15 protein-coding genes and 1 pseudogene are annotated in these 17,031 nt (G+C 66.1%); 7 read left to right on the top strand and 9 right to left on the bottom strand.

Annotation, left to right across the window (positions count from 1 at the left end; translation table 11 throughout):
* Positions 1 to 71 precede the first annotated feature (71 nt).
* A complete protein-coding gene (locus tag B0E55_RS29875; protein ID WP_080911075.1) occupies positions 72 to 1,202 on the bottom strand; it encodes an enolase C-terminal domain-like protein in 1,131 nt (376 codons plus the stop codon).
* 9 nt (positions 1,203 to 1,211) lie between these two features.
* Positions 1,212 to 3,005: a thiamine pyrophosphate-requiring protein gene (locus B0E55_RS29870; RefSeq protein ID WP_080911074.1), complete on the bottom strand. Its 1,794-nt coding sequence runs from the start codon at positions 3,003 to 3,005 to the stop codon at positions 1,212 to 1,214.
* A 377-nt stretch (positions 3,006 to 3,382) separates the two neighbouring features.
* Between B0E55_RS29870 and B0E55_RS29865 the strand changes: the two genes are divergently transcribed.
* The 4 genes from B0E55_RS29865 to B0E55_RS29850 all read left to right on the top strand — a co-directional run bounded on the left by B0E55_RS29865 (position 3,383) and on the right by B0E55_RS29850 (position 7,741).
* Positions 3,383 to 5,149 carry a glycoside hydrolase family 15 protein gene (locus B0E55_RS29865; RefSeq protein ID WP_080911096.1) on the top strand — a complete coding sequence of 589 codons (1,767 nt, stop codon included), beginning with the start codon at positions 3,383 to 3,385 and terminating at the stop codon, positions 5,147 to 5,149.
* A 26-nt stretch (positions 5,150 to 5,175) separates the two neighbouring features.
* Positions 5,176 to 6,186: an SDR family oxidoreductase gene (locus tag B0E55_RS29860; RefSeq protein WP_080911073.1), complete on the top strand. Its 1,011-nt coding sequence runs from the start codon at positions 5,176 to 5,178 to the stop codon at positions 6,184 to 6,186.
* Positions 6,187 to 6,317: 131 nt separating this feature from the next.
* Complete coding sequence (locus tag B0E55_RS29855; protein WP_080911072.1) at positions 6,318 to 7,370, top strand: hypothetical protein; 1,053 nt, start codon at positions 6,318 to 6,320, stop codon at positions 7,368 to 7,370.
* Positions 7,367 to 7,741: a hypothetical protein gene (locus B0E55_RS29850; RefSeq protein WP_108912749.1), complete on the top strand. Its 375-nt coding sequence runs from the start codon at positions 7,367 to 7,369 to the stop codon at positions 7,739 to 7,741. Before B0E55_RS29855 ends, B0E55_RS29850 begins: the two co-directional genes overlap by 4 nt.
* On the opposite strand, the gene B0E55_RS29845 is transcribed toward B0E55_RS29850, so the two are convergent.
* From B0E55_RS29845 to B0E55_RS29830, 4 genes are all read right to left on the bottom strand, one after another.
* The gene (locus B0E55_RS29845; RefSeq protein WP_080911071.1) at positions 7,696 to 7,992 is read right to left on the bottom strand and encodes a hypothetical protein; all 297 of its coding nucleotides are present in this window, start codon (positions 7,990 to 7,992) and stop codon (positions 7,696 to 7,698) included. The two genes, B0E55_RS29850 and B0E55_RS29845, sit on opposite strands and share 46 nt — an antisense overlap.
* Entirely contained in the window at positions 7,992 to 9,482 is a 1,491-nt protein-coding gene (locus tag B0E55_RS29840) for a molybdopterin-dependent oxidoreductase (protein ID WP_080911070.1), read from the bottom strand. Before B0E55_RS29840 ends, B0E55_RS29845 begins: the two co-directional genes overlap by 1 nt.
* A 47-nt stretch (positions 9,483 to 9,529) precedes the next feature.
* Positions 9,530 to 10,000, bottom strand: a complete 471-nt coding sequence (locus B0E55_RS29835) for a hypothetical protein (protein ID WP_080911069.1) — start codon at positions 9,998 to 10,000, stop codon at positions 9,530 to 9,532.
* A gap of 300 nt (positions 10,001 to 10,300) precedes the next feature.
* Entirely contained in the window at positions 10,301 to 10,807 is a 507-nt protein-coding gene (locus B0E55_RS29830; protein ID WP_080911068.1) for a MarR family transcriptional regulator, read from the bottom strand.
* 145 nt (positions 10,808 to 10,952) lie between these two features.
* On the opposite strand from B0E55_RS29830, the gene B0E55_RS29825 reads away from it, so the two are divergent.
* The 3 genes from B0E55_RS29825 (at position 10,953) to B0E55_RS29815 (ending at position 14,581) form a co-directional block, all read left to right on the top strand.
* Positions 10,953 to 13,415 (top strand): molybdopterin oxidoreductase family protein, encoded by a 2,463-nt coding sequence (locus tag B0E55_RS29825; protein ID WP_080911067.1) that lies wholly within the window; start codon positions 10,953 to 10,955, stop codon positions 13,413 to 13,415.
* On the top strand, positions 13,412 to 13,891 hold the full coding sequence (locus B0E55_RS29820; protein WP_080911066.1) for a hypothetical protein: 480 nt from the start codon (positions 13,412 to 13,414) through the stop codon (positions 13,889 to 13,891). Before B0E55_RS29825 ends, B0E55_RS29820 begins: the two co-directional genes overlap by 4 nt.
* Positions 13,892 to 13,975: 84 nt before the next feature.
* A complete protein-coding gene (locus B0E55_RS29815) occupies positions 13,976 to 14,581 on the top strand; it encodes a DUF952 domain-containing protein (protein WP_080911065.1) in 606 nt (201 codons plus the stop codon).
* Here the strand turns inward: B0E55_RS29815 and B0E55_RS29810 are convergent.
* The 3 genes and pseudogenes from B0E55_RS29810 to B0E55_RS29800 all read right to left on the bottom strand — a co-directional run.
* Positions 14,555 to 16,135, bottom strand: a pseudogene (locus tag B0E55_RS29810) (FMN-binding glutamate synthase family protein). The gene B0E55_RS29815 and the pseudogene B0E55_RS29810 sit on opposite strands and share 27 nt — an antisense overlap.
* A gap of 256 nt (positions 16,136 to 16,391) precedes the next feature.
* The gene (locus B0E55_RS29805; RefSeq protein WP_058037461.1) at positions 16,392 to 16,709 is read right to left on the bottom strand and encodes an MGMT family protein; all 318 of its coding nucleotides are present in this window, start codon (positions 16,707 to 16,709) and stop codon (positions 16,392 to 16,394) included.
* A partial coding sequence (locus B0E55_RS29800) for a vitamin B12 dependent-methionine synthase activation domain-containing protein (protein ID WP_133053430.1) occupies positions 16,702 to 17,031 on the bottom strand: 330 nt, incomplete at its 5' end. The genes B0E55_RS29805 and B0E55_RS29800, both read right to left, overlap by 8 nt.

The raw sequence follows: 17,031 nt of genomic DNA, 5'->3' as shown, positions 1-17,031 counted from the left end.
ACTCCTCGCGTTGTGAGAGCTCCCGATTACCTCGGTGAGATGCTTGTATCTGCCCATACGTCGGCCTACCTCTAGGCAGGACTCGGTTGCGGGGCCGGGCCCCGCACGAGATACGGCGCGACGTCCTGCGCGCGGAAGGTCAGCCCGTGCCCGGGGGCCTGCGGATCGGGCCGGATCGAACCGCCGCCGGGATCGAGAGCTCCGTCGAAGCACGAGGATTCGATGCGGACGTGATCGTGGAACCACTCGAGGTGCCGCAGGTTGGGGGTGGCGGCACCGACATGGGCATGCAGATGCGGGGCGCAGTGACCGGAAATCTGGAGATGGTAGGAGGCCGCGACCGCCGCGACTCGGAGCCATTCGGTGATACCGCCACACCGCGAGAGGTCCGCCTGCAGACAGTCGACCGCCCCGGCCTCGCACATGCGGCGGAAGTAGGTGAGGTCGTAGCCGTATTCACCGGCCGCGACGTCGGCGGTGACCGCGGCGCGCACGCGCCGCAGTCCGTCGAGGTCGTCGGAGGAGACCGGTTCCTCGAACCACGACACGTGCGCGGCGGCGGCGCGCTCGGCGAACCGGACGGCTTGCTTGTGGTGGAACGCTCCGTTGGCGTCGACATACAGTTCGGTCTCGTCGCCGATCACGGTGCGGGCCTGCTCGATACGTGCGAGATCGCGGTCTTCTTCGGTGCCGGCGGCCTCGCCGATCTTGATCTTCACCCGCGGGATGGACTGCTCGTGGACCCACTGCTCGAGCTGCGTGGTCAACCGGGCGCTGTCGTAGGTGGTGAAGCCGCCGCTGCCGTACACCGGGACCGCGCCGCGGACTGCGCCGAGCAATCGGTGCAGCGGAATCTCGAGCAGTCGCGCTTTGAGGTCCCACAGGGCGACGTCGACCGCCGAGAGCGCGCATCCGGCGATGCCCGGGCGCCCGGCGTTGCGGACCGCATGGACCATCCGATCGAACGCGGCTCCCACATCCATCGCACTGGCTCCGAGAACGAGGGGGGCGAGGGTGTCGGTGACGACGGCGCCGCACGCGGCCGGGCCGTAGGTCCAGCCGGTGCCGATGCGGGCGCCGGCGTGGGCCTGCACCACGATCATCGTGGTGCAGGCCCATGCGAGCGTGCCGTCGGCTTCGGGGAAGTCCGTCGGGATGGTGTAGACGGTGGCGCTCAGATCCGTGATCGGGGGGTCGATCATCACAGATCCTCAGGTGCCCTTGTGCGGAAGGAATTCTTGCGCTTTGGTCTTGATGCCTTCCTTGACGAAACCCCAGCTGTCCTCGTCGCCGTGGAGGACAGCCGCGGTCGCGGAGGTGAACTGCTCCCACGTGGCGTGCGGGGGGATGGGCGGCATGTTCGGGTCGGTGTGGACATCGAGGAGGGTGGGGCGATCGGCCGACAATGCTCCATCCCATGCCGGACCCAGTTCCCCCGGATCGGTGACGGTCACCGCATGCAGGCCGAGGCTGCGCGCGAACGCCGCGTAGTCGACGTCCGGAAGGGTTTGCGAGGGTACGAATTTCGGTGCCCCGGACATCGCCCGCATCTCCCAGGTCACCTGGTTGAGGTCGTTGTTGTGCAGTACGGCGACGATCAGCCGGGGGTCGGTCCATTGCTGCCAGTAATGCTTGACGGTGATCAGTTCGGCCAGTCCGTTCATCTGCATGGCGCCGTCTCCGGCGAAGACGATCACCGGCCGGTCGGGGTTTCCGAACTTCGCTCCGATGCCGTACGGCACGCCGGGACCCATCGTGGCCAGTGTCCCCGACAGGGATCCGCGCATGTTGCCGCGGAACCGCAGTTGCCGCGCGTACCAGTTCGCGGACGAGCCGGAATCGGCGGTGACGATGACGTCGTCGGGCAGGTGGGGGGACAGTTCGGCGAACAGCGCGAGCGGATTGACCGGATCGGCGGAGACCGCAGCTTCCTTGGCCATCGTTTCCCACCACCGTGCGACATTCGATTCGATCCGCTCGCGCCACGACCGGTCCTCCTTGCGGCGCAGCAACGGAATCAACGCCTGCAGAGCAGTTTTCGCGTCCGCGACGAGGTTGACCTCGTTGGGGTAGCGCATGCCGATGAACCGTCCGTCGATGTCGATCTGCACCCCGCGAGCCTGCCCGTATTCGGGGAGGAATTGGCTGTACGGAAAATTCGACCCCACAGTCAGGAGGGTGTCGCAGTCGGTCATCATCTCGTAACTCGGCCGGGTCCCGAGCAGCCCGATCGATCCGGTGACCCAGGCGAGTTCGTCCGAGAGGACGTCCTTGCCCAAGAGCGCTTTCGCGGCGCCGGCACCGAGGAGGTCGGCGACGCGGGCGATTTCCTCACCGGCGCCGCGCGCCCCCTGTCCGATCAGGAGCGCGACCTTCTCGCCCTCGTTGAGGATCTCCGCGGCCCGCGCCAGAGCCTGATCGTCCGGCGCCGCGGTGGGCCAGTCGATCCCCACGCTCGACGGCACCATCTTGAAAGCATGTGAGGGAGAGGAATATTCGAGTTCCTGGACGTCGGCAGGGATGATGATCGCGGTGGGGGCGCGCTGGGTCATCGCCACCCGCAGGGCGCGGTCGAGCACGTTGGGCAGTTGCTCGGGAACGGTCACCATCTGGACGTAGTCACCGGCGACGTCCTTGTAGAGGCTGAGCAGATCCACTTCCTGCTGGTAGGAGCCGCCCATCGCCGAGCGCGCGGTCTGACCCACGATCGCCACCACCGGTACATGATCGAGTTTGGCGTCGTAGAGGCCGTTGAGCAGGTGAATCGCCCCCGGGCCGGACGTGGCCATACACACCCCGACCCGGCCGGTGAATTTGGCGTAACCCACCGCTTCGAACGCGCACATCTCCTCGTGCCGGGCCTGGACGAACTGCGGGTCGTTCTCGGCGCGCCCCCACGCGGCGAGAATGCCGTTGATGCCGTCTCCGGCGTAGGCGAACACGTGCTCGACGCCCCAGGTGCGTAGACGTTCGAGCAGGTAGTCGGCAACAGTGTTACTGGCCATAGGTGGTTCCTCCTCACATCCGAGCGATGAGGGCGTCCATGTTGTGGCTTCGGGGGCAGGGGATACGCCCATGCGCGAGTGTCAGTGGTGGGCACCTCGAAGCCGACACGGTGGACGGCATGTCCTCCCTTTCATCCTTACGCGCAATGGTTGCGATACCGCAAGGGCTGCGCGGATGTTCGGCGCACGCCCACCGCGGGCCGACCGCGATTCGTTCCGGCGACAGGTTCGCCTCCCCAGAGTTGTGCCGGCGTCAGGGTTTGAGAGCGGCTCGAGGTGGGGATCCGAAGGGCTCAAGCATTTGCGATCCCGCAATGATTGCGAGCAGCACCGTCACGGTCTGACTCGTGGTGACATTGCCCGACGAACGGACATCGATGCGATCACCGACTGATCGGGTCGCCGACCGCCCACCGCACGTGCTGCGCGAGTACTCGGTCATCGCGGACGGCGAGCGCGGCGCGCTCATCGGCCCGCGCGGCGACCTCGCCTGGATGTGTGCTCCCCGGTGGGATTCGGGAGCGGTGTTCGCGGGGTTGCTCGGCGGCACCGGCGAATACGCCCTTTCGCCGGCGACGACACGTTTCACCTGGGGCGGCTACTACGAAGAAGGGTCACTGATCTGGCGAAGTCGGTGGATCACCCCGACCGGGGTGATCGAATGCCGTGAAGCACTGGCCTTTCCGGGTGATCCGCACGTGGCGATCGTGTTGCGCAGCGTCCGTGCCGTCGACGCCGACGCCCGCATCGACATCGCGTTGTCCGTCGACGCCGATTTCGGCGAGCACCCGATGCACCAGGTCGCCGCCGAGGACGGGGTTCGCACTCTGCGCGCCGGAGCACTGCACGTGCGGTGGAGCGGCGCCGGCGGGGCGCATTACCGCGACGGCCGGTTGCGCACCGTCCTCGCTCTGGCGGCCGGGCAGCGGCACGAGCTGGTCCTCGAGCTCAGTGACCGCCCCCTCCCTGCCGACGCCCCCTCCGCGACTCGGTTGTGGGAGCGCACCGAACAGGCCTGGCGCCGCGCTGTCCCTGCCATGACCGGCACTCTCGCCGACCGCGATGCGCGCCACGCCTACGCCGTGCTGCGCGGCCTGACCAGCAGCAGCGGAGGGATGGTCGCCGCCGCGACGGCAGCGCTACCCGAACGCGCCGAGCAGGGCCGTAACTACGACTACCGGTACTGCTGGATCCGCGATCAGTGCTATGCCGGGCAGGCGGTGTCCGCGGCGGGCCCGCACCCGCTGCTCGACGATGCCGTCACCTTCGTCTCCGAGCGATTACTCGACGACGGACCCTGTCTCAAACCCGCCTACACCACCGGCGGCGGCCGAGTGCCGGACGAGTCGTCCCTCGATCTTCCCGGATATCCCGGAGCACACGCACGCATCGGCAACTGGGTGAACGAGCAATTCCAGCTCGACGTCTTCGGTGAAGCCCTCCTGCTGTTCGCCGCAGCCGATCGCCACGACCGACTCGATCGCGACCACTGGAAAGCCGCCGAGACGGCCGCCGCTGCGATCGCCACACGCTGGCCCGAGCCCGACGCCGGTATCTGGGAACTGCACAACGCACGGTGGGCGCATTCGCGGTTGATCTGCGCCGCAGGCCTGCGCGCCCTGGGAAAACGGGCCCCGCCGACACAATCGCAGGAGTGGAACGCTCTCGCCGACACTCTGGTCGCCGACACCGCCACCGATTGCCTGCACCCGAGCGGGCGGTGGCAGCGAGCCCCGGGCGATCAACGCGTCGATGCAGCCCTGCTCCTGCCCACCATCCGAGGAGCAGTGCCCGCCGACAACTCCCACGCCCGCGCCACTCTCGACGCCGTCCGCACCGAACTCGGCCGCGAAGGGTACGTCTACCGATTCCGCCACGACGAGCGGCCACTGGCCGAAGCGGAAGGCGCCTTCTTGCTGTGCGGATTCGTCATGGCCTTGGCCGAACACCAACAAGGCCACGTCACCGCAGCCGCACGCCGCTTCGAACGCAGCCGCGCCGCGTGCGGGTCCCCGGGACTGTTCACCGAAGAATTCGACATCGTCGAACGACAATTGCGCGGCAACCTGCCCCAGGCGTTCGTCCACGCCCTGTTGCTCGAATCCGCCCACCGACTCGCTGCCCCGCCCGCGAACCAGAGGTAACTGCACGAACGTCGAAAGGACCAGACATGGCGAGCACCCCGACCCCCCAGACCGTCGTCGTCACCGGCGCCAGCGGCGGCATCGGCCGCGCCGTCGCCCGCGCCTACGGCCGCCGCCGCGCCAAGGTCGCCCTTCTCGCCCGCGGCGACGCCGGACTCGACGCCGCTGCCCGCGACGTGGTGACCCGCGGCGGCACCGCGCTGCCGCTGACCGTCGACGTCGCGGACCCCGAGCAAGTCGAGGCCGCCGCCACCGAAGTGGTCCGGGTCTTCGGGGAGATCGATGTCTGGATCAACGTGGCGTTCACCTCGGTGTTCGCGCCCTTCGCCGAGATGTCCGCCGACGAGTACACCCGGGTGACCGAGGTGACCTACCTCGGCTACGTCTACGGCACCATGTCGGCGCTGCGCCGGATGAACCCGCGGGGACACGGGACGATCGTGCAGGTCGGATCCGCCCTCGCCTATCGCGGTATCCCACTGCAGAGCGCGTACTGCGGAGCCAAACACGCCATCCAAGGCTTCCACGAGGCGCTGCGTTGCGAGTTGCTGCACGAACGCAGCAAGGTGCGCGTGACGATGGTGCAGATGCCGGCCGTCAACACCCCTCAGTTTTCCTGGGTCCGGTCCACGCTGCCGAACCACGCCCAACCGGTGCCGCCGATCTTTGAGCCCGAAGTCGCCGCCCGAGCGGTGGTGTACGCCGCCGATCACCCCTCCCGCCGCGAATACTGGGTCGGGGGGAGCACTGCCGCCACCTTGGCGGCGAACGCGCTGGCCCCGGGCCTGCTCGACCGCTACCTCGCCCGCACCGGTTACCACTCGCAACAAACCGGCGAACCCCGCTCCCCGAACCAGCCGGCGAACCTGTACGAACCGGCGGACGAACGCAGAGATTTCGGGGCCCACGGAGTCTTCGACGGTACGGCGAAAAATCGCAGCGCCCAACTGTGGGCATCGCAGCACCACGGCTTGCTGGCCGGGGCTGCGGGAATGCTTGCCGCAAGCGCTGTGATCGCCCGCACCTTCCGGCGATGACCCGCTCACACAATGCTCCGCTGCTGTCGTCGTCCCGATCGCGGTTCACGCCGCATCGGCCGTCGTTTCGGCCCGGCCGGGGCGGTGCGATCAACCGGAGATCGCGTGGCAGGGAAGGAAGGGTGTCGACGATGACACGCTACGGACAGTTCTTCCTCGCACTGGCAACCGTCGCGGCGATCGCGAGTTGCTCGCTGCCGCACCGCCAATCGGGTGCCGGCATGGTGGCGACGGTGCACCGCATCGACACCACACTCGAGCATCCGGTGTACTCCGCTGCCCGCGATGCGTTGATCGGGCTGACCGGCGACCATCGTCTCGCGAGGATCGCGCTACCGGAGACGAACCACGACACCGATGCCGACACCGAGACGTCGGTGTCCGATCCGCTGGGCCCGAGCGCGAGCAGCGTGCTGATCAGCCCCCTCGGCGGCGACGCGGCGTATGTCAGCGAGCCCGATCTCGGTCAGGTCGCCGAACTACAACTCGACGATCTGCAGGTGAGCGGGCATCTGTCGGCCGGGCCCGCCCCGTCCTCCCTGGCCTCCGATACCGGGGCGCGAACGCTGTTGGCCCTCTCTCGCGACGGATCGACGGTCACCCCGGTAGATCTGCACCGACGGACCGCGCTGGCGTCCACATCGGTCAGCGGCGGCCCGGCCGCTCTGATCGAGGGCGCCGCGAGAGGCCGCACCATCGACTTTCACGTCCTCGGTCCGCACGGCGTCGATCTCTACACGGCACCTCACGCGCCGGCAACACGTACCGGGCACCTCGATATCGGTGCGAGTGCCGCCGCCGGCGACCGCACGAAAGTCAGCCGCGCCTACATCGCGGAAAACGGAACCGCTCGCGTGCTGGCCCTCGACACCTCGCCGCAGGGCACAGGTCTGGACATCGTCGGTTCGGTCGATGTCGGCGAGCCGGTCCGGCACCTCGCCGCCGACGACACCCGCCTCTACGCCGTGACGCAAGACAAGGTGATCGTGCTCGCGACCCAGAGTTTCACCGGCTACGACGACGGCACGATACCGGTGGTCGCCGCGCTCGACTTTCGTACCGCGCTGCCGGACGGACCGCCGCGAAGCGCCGCGGTATCGGGTATCGCCCTAGGCGATGAGCGGCTGTTCCTCGTCCTGGAGGGGCAACCGTATGTCGTCACGATCACGGCACCGGCTCTGTGACCGAGACAGGGGACAACGAGATGAACGGCCGAAACCCGGACCGCGGCACCGTGTCGGCAGAGGCGGATCTGCACCTGCTGATCGACCTCGTCGACGCACTCGACGCGTTGGCGGGCTCTGCCGATGACGACACAGTCGACGAGGCGGTCCGCTACGACTTCAGCATCCGGTGGGGAACGGCGATGTCGGGTCGACTGCTGCGGCTGGCGTACTACAGCGACCGCGGGGACCTGTCGACCGCGGACCGCTGCCGGTACGAGCGCCTGTGTGGGCGGCTGGAGCAGGCGTTACCGCAGATCGAGCGCTTCGGGCTGGCGCACCCTCGCTACCGGTGGCCCGCCGCAGGTGCGGAGGCGCCCGGCGAGAACTGAGAGCGCCGCATTCTGACGCCGGTGTGCGGCACCGCGCATTCCGGGTTCGTGCACGTCAATGCCACCATGTACGTGTCGATGTCTTCGTCGAGGAACAGAAAACCCAGATACAGTGCGTCACCGACCGTGAAGTCGGCGCCACCGCAGTGATGGCAGGTGCTGCCGCGGCGCGCGAGATGGCCGAGGACGCGGCGTTTCTGCAGGCTGGTCACGGCGATGTTCTCGGGGCGGCGGCCGCTGTCGACGCCCATCAGATTTCGACGTCCTTGTCGAAGTACACGTTGTCCTCGCGCCAGCCGCCCATGCCGTAGCCGATGTCGGCATAGTCGGCGACGACGTCGATGCGGTGGATCCATTTCGCCATCTTGAATCCCACCTGCGTTTCCACGCGCAGACGAAGCGGTGCGCCGTGCTCGATCGGCAGAGGCTGACCGTTCATCTCGTACGCGAGCAGCGTCTGGGGATCATCGGCCAACTCGAGGTCGAGAACCTCGTAGAATTGGCCACTGCCCGGGGCGCTGGGTTCATCGCGTCCGGTCTCTTGCAGGGTGAGAAAACACAGGTATCGGGCTCCGGGCAACGGCTTGACCATCGACACCAGATCCCGCAGCGGCAATCCGCCCCATTGTCCGATGCTGGACCAGCCCTGGACACAGTTGTGCAGCACTCGCTGAGTCTGCTTCTCGCGCAAGGACATCACGTCCTCCAACTTCAGCGTCAGCGGGTTCTCGACCAGACCGCCCACCTCGAGCGTCCAATCCGCGAAATTGTGCACCGCCATCACTTTGTAGGCGGTGCTGCAGGGCGGTTTCCCGTTGACGCGATGCTCCGCCGAGACCTCGTCAGCGCGGTAGTTCTGTGCCGATGCCAACGGGCGAAGAAGACTGAGCCGGGCTGGGCGAACGATCGCGCCCAACACCTTCTGCACCGATCGAGGTCTGCGCAGGCTCCACACGGTCGCGGCGGCGTGGATGACGACCAGGGCGGCGATGATGACGAAGGACAACGCTACGGCAAGATGAGTATCGCGGACCTCACCGAAGATCATCAGTGCATGCAGCTGACCCCATCCCCAGAAAAACACCATCGACAGGTGAATCCCGAGGAAGACGACGAAGGTGATCAGACCGAGGAAATGCAGACTGCGCGCCGATTGCCGTCCACCCCACAGCCGGACGTACCAGGGAAACCGCGCCTCGACCGCCGGGGACTGGGCCGCGCCGGTGAAAATCTGAAACGGAGCCAGCACGAAGATCACCGCGGCGTACGTCAATTTTTGGATGGCGTCGAGCGGTTCGTTCGGCAGGAGCGGCGGCAGCTCGACGCTGAGGTAGGTGAGGACGTCGTCCCAGGCCTGAGGGAAGATCGCCCACGAGGTCGGGATGTAGCGCCGCCATTGGCCGGTGGCGAAGAGGAGAACGTAGTAGACGATGCCGGTGAGGATCCAGCCGCCGACACACGCGAAGTGCCAGTGCCGGCCGATCCCGAGATTCCGGTGGCCGGGTAACGCCACCAGCGAGGAGTAGCTCTCCTCCTCGTCGAGGGTGTCGTAGAGCTTGTCGGTAGGCATGGATTTGCGGGTGAAGCGGGCCCATTCGGTGCCCGGTCGGCTGTCATCGCGCCAGTACAGTTTCGGATGCCCGGCCACGATTTCGATGCCACTGCGGATGAGCAGCGTCAGGAATAACACGTTGAGCCAGTGCTCGATCCGCAGCCACGCGGGGAAATCGAGTGGCGTCATCGCGGGACTCCTTCCTTCATCGGCGTACCTGAGCTCCTCGTGGTAGCTCAGTCGCGCCAGCGCGTGGTGTCCGGAAACGCGGTGTTCATCCCGAGAAGGACCGAGGCGTACAGCACCAGGTACAAGGCGGCGCAGCCGGCGACGAGGCTGCCGGGCGGAAAGTCCCACCACGATGGGGTGTAGGGCATCCCCGGCAGGGCGACGAACCGGCTCAGGAGATACCCCCCACCGGCGAGCACAGAGGTTGCAGCACCGAGCAGCCATCCACGACGGGCAGGTCGCCGATCAGGGACGACGGTCAACACCACCGCGGTGAGAAAACCGAGGACGAGCAGCAGCAGACACGCCGCCACGTATGTCGGGAAAGCGGCGCTGATCACCAGGTACAGATGAACGGCGGCGTTACCGAGCAGCAGGGTATCTGCCACTGCTGTCGTGGTTTTCGGCAGATTGATCTCGACGTATCGATACACGCTCAGGTACCGACCGACCGTGCTGTGCCGCAGTGGGGAAGCCATGGACGTCTTTCGCACCGACCTGATGAATTGGGAGCCGCATTGTCCTTGCGCGAGAAAGGCATACCCTCGAAGGGATCACCCAAACTCGCTGACAGACTTCAGGTTCGGCGAATTCCGGCAGGAAACCTGTCGCGCAGCCCGGTGGCCGCGGACCTGCCGAGGCCACCCTCGGAGTGGGCCGAACGAACCGTGCCAGCGGGTCCGTTTCCTTGCTCCGGCTCGTTCGGACGTCGCATTCTTTCCCCCTCTGTGCCGGCGGCTTCGCCCGAGCCTGATCGACGGTTCAGTAGGGGAGCAGGCTCAGTGGGCGGGTGGCCATAACAGGGTGAGTACGTCGCCGTCGACGGGTTCTCCGGCCGCTGCGGCGAACCGGCGCATGGTGTACGCCAGGGCATTACGGTCATCGGTCGTCATCCGCGTCAGGACCGCTGAAATTGCCTCCTTGCGGTGGGTGCTGACCCGGTCCACCAGTTCTTGCCCGGCAGGGGTGAGGGTCAACGTCAGGTGCCGGCGATCGTCGAGCGCGTCGCGCCGGTCCAGCAGGCCGGCTTTGATCAGCCGGTCCACCGCCCGGGAGGCGTTCGACGGATGGACCGCGAGTGCCTCCGCGACAGCGGCCAAGTTCACGGGCCCTCGCGTGTCGACCAAGACCAGGATGCGCAGGTGCGGCACCGTGACGAGTTCTTCGGCCTCGGCGACGGAGGCTGCGGCGATGCCGACCAGGGCCCGCGAGGCCCAGAGCACCGCGTCCACCTGTTCGGTGAAATGGTTCTCCGGCTCGGCCCGTTGCTCTCGTACTGCGCTCATACCCACATCCTGCACTCAGCCATTGCGCAGTCGCAACCATTGCGGGTTTGATGAGGGGAGTTGCGATCGATGCTGTCCAGAGGGGAAGTCACTACCTCACTCACTGGGCTGCTGATCCGCTCCGTGCGGGAAGGAGTTGTTGTCGATGACCGTTTCACGGGACCGGATCGCCGAACCGTGGGGTGCGCGCACCCCGTACGGACGCGGGCAGGGGTGGCCGCAACGAGTGGATCAGTACCTCGCGGAGGGCATCGAGCCGGGGTCGGTGGATCGGTGGGTGCAGTCCGCGTCGATTCTGCATTCCAATGGTGACGCCCTCGACATTGCGGTGAAGGACGGTGCGATCGTCGGCGTCCGGGGGCGCGGGATCGACCGGGTCAACCGCGGTAGGTTGGGGCCGAAGGACCTGTTCGGCTGGCAGGCCAACGGATCGAAGGACCGGCTCACCCGGCCGTTGATCCGCCGCGGCGGCGCCCTGGTGGAGACGGACTGGGACACCGCGATGAACGCCGTCGTCGCACGTAGTCGGCAACTGTTGGACGTTCAGGGGCCCAGCGCCATCGGGTTCTACACCTCGGGGCAGTTGTTTCTCGAGGAGTACTACACACTTGGGGTGATCGCGCACGGGGCGATCGGCACCAATCACGTGGACGGAAACACTCGCCTGTGCACCGCGACCGCCGCGGAGGCGCTCAAGGAATCGTTCGGCTGCGACGGGCAACCCGCTTCCTACACCGACGTCGATCACGCTGATGTGATCGCCCTGTTCGGGCACAACGTCGCCGAAACGCAGACGGTGTTGTGGTCCCGGATCCTGGACCGGCTCGCCGGCCCGAATCCACCGGCAATCCTGTGTGTCGACCCGCGGCCGACCCCGGTCGCCCAGCACGCCACCGTCCACCTGGCACCGCTGCCGGGCACCAACGTCGCGCTGATGAACGGACTGCTCCACGAGATCGTCGAGCGCGACTGGATCGACCGGCAGTGGATCGAGCAGCACACGGTCGGTTTCGAGGAACTGCGCACCCAACTCGCCCCCTACACACCGGAGAAGGTGGCGTCGATCTGCGACATACCGGTGGCGGATCTACGCGAGGCCGCCCAGCTGATCGGCATGACCGATCGCCTGCTGTCGACGGTACTGCAAGGCTTCTACCAATCACATCAAGCCACTGCCGCTGCTGTGCAGGTCAACAACGTGCACCTGATCCGCGGCATGCTCGGCACACCCGGCTGCGGGGTACTGCAGATGAACGGACAACCCACCGCGCAGAACACCCGCGAATGCGGCGCCGACGGTGACCTCGCCGGATTCCGCAACTGGGCCAACGACTCTCACATCGCCGAACTCGCCCAGTTGTGGAACATCGACCCCTCCCAGATCCCGCACTACGGCCCGCCCACGCATGCGATGCAGATGTTCCGCTACGCCGAACAGGGCTCGTTGAAAATGCTGTGGGTGAGCGCGACGAATCCCGCGGTATCACTGCCCGAACTCGCGCGCATCCGGTCGATCCTGTCTCAGGACAGGCTCTTCCTCGTCGTGCAGGACATCTTTCTGACCGAGACCGCACAGCTGGCAGATGTGGTCCTTCCCGCAGCGGCGTGGGGGGAGAAGACCGGGACCTTCACCAACGTCGACCGCACCGTGCACTTGTCCGACAAAGCGGTGGAACCGCCCGGGCAGGCGCGCCCGGATCTGGACATCTTCCTCGACTACGCCCGCCGAATGGACTTCCGCGACAAGGACGGTGGCCCACTGCCGGCCTGGCACGACGCGGAAACCGCGTTCGAAGCGTGGAAGGACTGCTCCGCAGGACGCCCGTGTGACTACACCGGCATCACCTACGAGCGGCTGCGCGGCGGATCCGGAATCCAATGGCCCTGCAACACCGAACATCCCGGCGGCACCGAACGCCTCTACACGGGCGGGAAATTCTTCTCCGCACCCGAGTACTGCGAATCGTACGGCAAGGATCTGGTCACCGGGGCTCCGCTCGAACCCACCGAATACCGAGCTCTCAATCCGGAGGCCAAAGCGATCATCAAGGCCGCGGAGTATCTTCCGGCGCACGAAAAACCCGATGAGCGTTACCCGTTCGCGTTGATCACCGGCCGCACCCTGTACCACTTTCATACCCGCACCAAGACCGGCCGCACCCGCCAACTCGACGACGCAGCCCCTGCTGTGTGGGTCGAGATCTCGCAGGCGGACGCACACAGCCTCGGAATCGAGGAGGGGGACTTGCTCGAGGTCTCCTCTCCCCGCGGGCTCCTGCACGCCCAGGCCCGGGTGAGCGGCATCCGGTCCGGAGTGTTGTTCGTTCCGTTCCACTACGGCTACTGGGACACCGGCGGCGATGAGCACGACCGCGCGGCGAACGAACTGACGATCACCGACTGGGATCCGGTGTCCAAGCAGCCGATCTTCAAGACCGCCGCCGCGGCGGTGACCCGGATTCGCGCCGGCGACGGTCCGGCGCCCGCCCCGACCACCACCGCCTCCGCCCCTGCCACACCGTCATCGACGTCGATCCCGCCGACCGTCGGGGGACCGGCAGCGATGGTGACCGAACACCTGCCCTCGACCCCGAAGGTGGCCGAATGAAGATCAATCTGGCATTGCGGGAGCTGCACCGCTCCGAACACACACTCGCCCTGACCCTCGCTGCGGTGTCGGCCCGGCACGTCACCGAACACGAGATCCATCACGTCGCCTACGATCTCGCCGAATGGTCACGCACCCACCTTCGCGAACTCGCAGCCGCCGGAACCCGCTACGATCTCGATCTCAATGCTGCACCGCGCACCGAGCCGTTGACTTCCCCGATCCAAGCGAAACTGAGCGAACTGCTCGGCCACCGGCCAGAACCCGCCCTGGTGTTGTTGATGGATTTGCGCCGCTTGCACCGTGTCACCGCGGGCGTGTCCGTCGACTGGGAACTTCTCGCCCAAGGCGCGCAGGCGGTCAAGGATCAGGACTTGCTCGCTCTCACCGAACGCTGCCACCCTCAGACCCTACGGCAGCTGCGATGGTCCAATGCCATGCTCAAAGTGCTTGCGCCTCAAGTCTTGACCAGCTAACAGCGACGGGGACGGGCACCCTGCACTGCACGCCCGCGTCCCGATCGATTGTCGGAGTCCGCCTGTGAGGAAAGGAGTAGTGACATGAGTGGCCCACGCATCGTGCATGTGGCGTTGGCCGACGACTGGGAAGGCTGTCGACGCTTCGGTGAATACGACGTCGCCACGGTAGCCACCTCGTTCGACGACATCGGATACATTCACGCCAGCACCCGCACTCACCTACCGGCCGTACTCGAGCGACCCTACGGCCAGGTGAAGCTGCCGCTGCTGTTGATCGTGCTCGACGAACAGAGTCTCGCCGCTGCCGGAATCGACACAGCTGGCGCACCGACGGGAGCGCCCAGCTCACTCCGCGGATACTCTCGCCCTTCCCGATGGAGGCTCCGATCGTCGTCGAGGCCATCGAACTCGACCACGACGACGGCGGATGGGTCGCGCCGGACCTGGCAGGTCTTGCGGTGCGCGAGGATGCGCCTACGTCACTGTGACCGTGCGTTCGTCGATACTCGCCCATCATCTACTCGTCCGAGGTCTGCCGGTGTCGCTGTCCGATCGACAGCCATGAGCATTGATCCGCGCGGTCGCGGTGATGCGATCGCGCGACGCGCAATGATTGCGCTGCGGAACGTGCGCGGGGAGGTTCTCTGGTACGGGTCGCCGTCAGTGCTCGGGGATCGGGCGAAATGAATCCGGTGATGCCGCATGCCAATCCGCTGCCCACGACGGCGGCGGGTCGGACAACAGTTCACCCGGGCGTAGCCGTGGATAGATTTCGGCGTAGGACCGGATGTCGGTGGGTGATACTTTCTTGCGCAGCATCTCGGTGGTCAGTTCGGCCGGGTGACGGGCCCCCATCGATGCCATGATCTGCACTGCCTGGCGCACGGTGCTCTCGTGGTATCGCTGGACGCGACGAGATTTGTCGGGCACGTCCAAGGCGCGTGTTCGTTTCGGATCCTGGGTGGCGACACCGACCGGGCAGGTGTTGGTGTGACAGCGCTGCGCTTGAATGCACCCGATGGCCATCATCATGGCGCGGGCAGAATTGGTGTAATCCGCACCTTGGATGAGCCGCTTGACGATGTCGGTACCGGTGGCGATCTTCCCACTTGCGCCGATGGCGATCCTGCCGCGCAGGCCGGTGCCGACCAGCGCGTTGTGCACGGTCATCAACCCTTCCGTGAGAGGGAGCCCGACGTTGTCCTCGTATTCGAGTGGTGCAGCGGCAGTTCCGCCCTCCGCGCCGTCGACGATGACGAAGTCCGGGGCAGTTCCTTCCGCCTGCATGGCTTTACAGATTGCGAGGAACTCGATCCGGGACCCCACACACAATTTGAAACCCACCGGTTTGCCGCCGCTGAGTTCACGCAGCTGCGCGAGGAAGCGCACGAGTTCGCGGGGAGTGTGGAAGACGGAATGGGCGGAGGGACTGACACATTTCTGCCGCGGCGGGACACCGCGGTAACGGGCGATTTATTCGCTGACTGTCGCCGCCGGCAACACTCCGCCGACACCGGGTTTCGCTCCCTGGCTGAGCTTGAGTGAGATCGCCCTCACATTCTCGTGGGCGGATTTGTCGGCGAACTGCGCCGCGTCGAACTCGCCGCGCCGGGTGCGGGCACCGAAGTACCCCGAACCCAGCTCCCACACGAGATCACCGCCCCCGTCGAGATGATAAGGGGTGATGCCTCCTTCGCCGGTGTCGTGCGCGAAGTGCCCGGCGGCAGCGCCTGTGTTGAGCGCACGCAGAGCGTTGGCAGAGAGCGCGCCGAAGCTCATCGAAGAAACGTTGAGCAACGACATCGAGTACGGCTTGCTGCAATCCGGTCCGCCGAGCATTACCCGCGGCGGCTCCTCCGGTTCCGGAACAGGCGATGCCGAGTGCACGAGATATTCGTAGCCCACCTCGCCGATATCACGTTCGGTACCGAACGAGAGCTCCCCGTGTATGCCTTTGGCGCGCTCGTAGATGACCGTGCGCACGTCTCGGTCGAACGGACGACCGTCGAAGTTCCGCTCGATGAAGTACTGCTGCAACTCCGGTCGCACGCTTTCGAGAAGGTAGCGCAGATGCCCGACTACCGGATAGATCCGTAGCAGTGAATGCCGGCGCTGGGCGACATCGAAAATCCCCACACCAAGCAGGACAACGCAGACGGTAACCAACAGCCACCATCCCGCGCCCACGAGCGTTGCCACGATGCCGAGCACGAGTAGTGCAAGTCCAAGAGAACCGACCATGAAAATTCGCAGCACCGAACACCTCTCATCGAGCAGGGATCGTCGCACAGGCACCCCAGACCAACGTAGCTCGACGATAATCGCCCGGCCACCTGCGTCCCCGGACGGGTGACCGATGATGCAACAACCCTCGCGGCCGATTGCGCCGCTCCGTGACACGGTCGCAGGCAGTCGACGTAACGCAGCACGACGCTTAGCGGATGTGCGGGGGAAGGGTTCGGTCAGGGCAGCGTGACCGAATTGGGGCATGCGTCGCTCAGTCGTTCCAGAGCGCGAGTGCTAGGTCCACTCGATCGCCGCGCATGGGCGTTCCTTCACCGCGTAGTAGGGCGAGAGCATTATTGCCGTGGCAGGCGGCCGGGGTGCCGTTGGCGTAGACGACGCGGTGCCAGTGCGTTTCGTCTGCCCAACGGGTCATGACCTGCCCGACTTGGCGAGGGTGTCCGTTGACGAGGGTGGCGATCAGTCCGTATGTCATTACTCGGCCTGCAGGGATACCGTCGATGATGTCGAGGACGCGGCGAGCGAATGGAGAGGGTCCTTCTTCGTTTACTTCGGTCGACAATTCAGACATTGAAATACTTTGCTTCCGGGTGGTGCAGGACAAAAGCGTCCGTGGACTGCTCGGGATGCAGCTGCAGTTCTTCGGACAATTCGACGCCGATTCGTTCGGGTTCGAGCAACGCAACCAACTTGGCTCGATCCTCGAGGTCCGGGCACGCGCCGTATCCGAACGAGTAACGCGCTCCGCGGTACTCGAGATCGAAGTAGCCGGCAACCTCGGTCGGGTCCTGCTCCGCGACGGTATGCCCCTCGGGAAGCACAAGCTCTTCACGAACGCGTCGATGCCAGTACTCGGCCAGAGATTCCGTGAGCTGGACGCCGATTCCGTGAAC

This window comes from Rhodococcus sp. 66b, assembly GCF_002076325.1.
Taxonomy (GTDB): domain Bacteria; phylum Actinomycetota; class Actinomycetes; order Mycobacteriales; family Mycobacteriaceae; genus Rhodococcus_F; species Rhodococcus_F erythropolis.
Note: the sequence above shows the minus strand (reverse complement) of the source record. Positions and strands in the feature narration are given on the sequence as shown.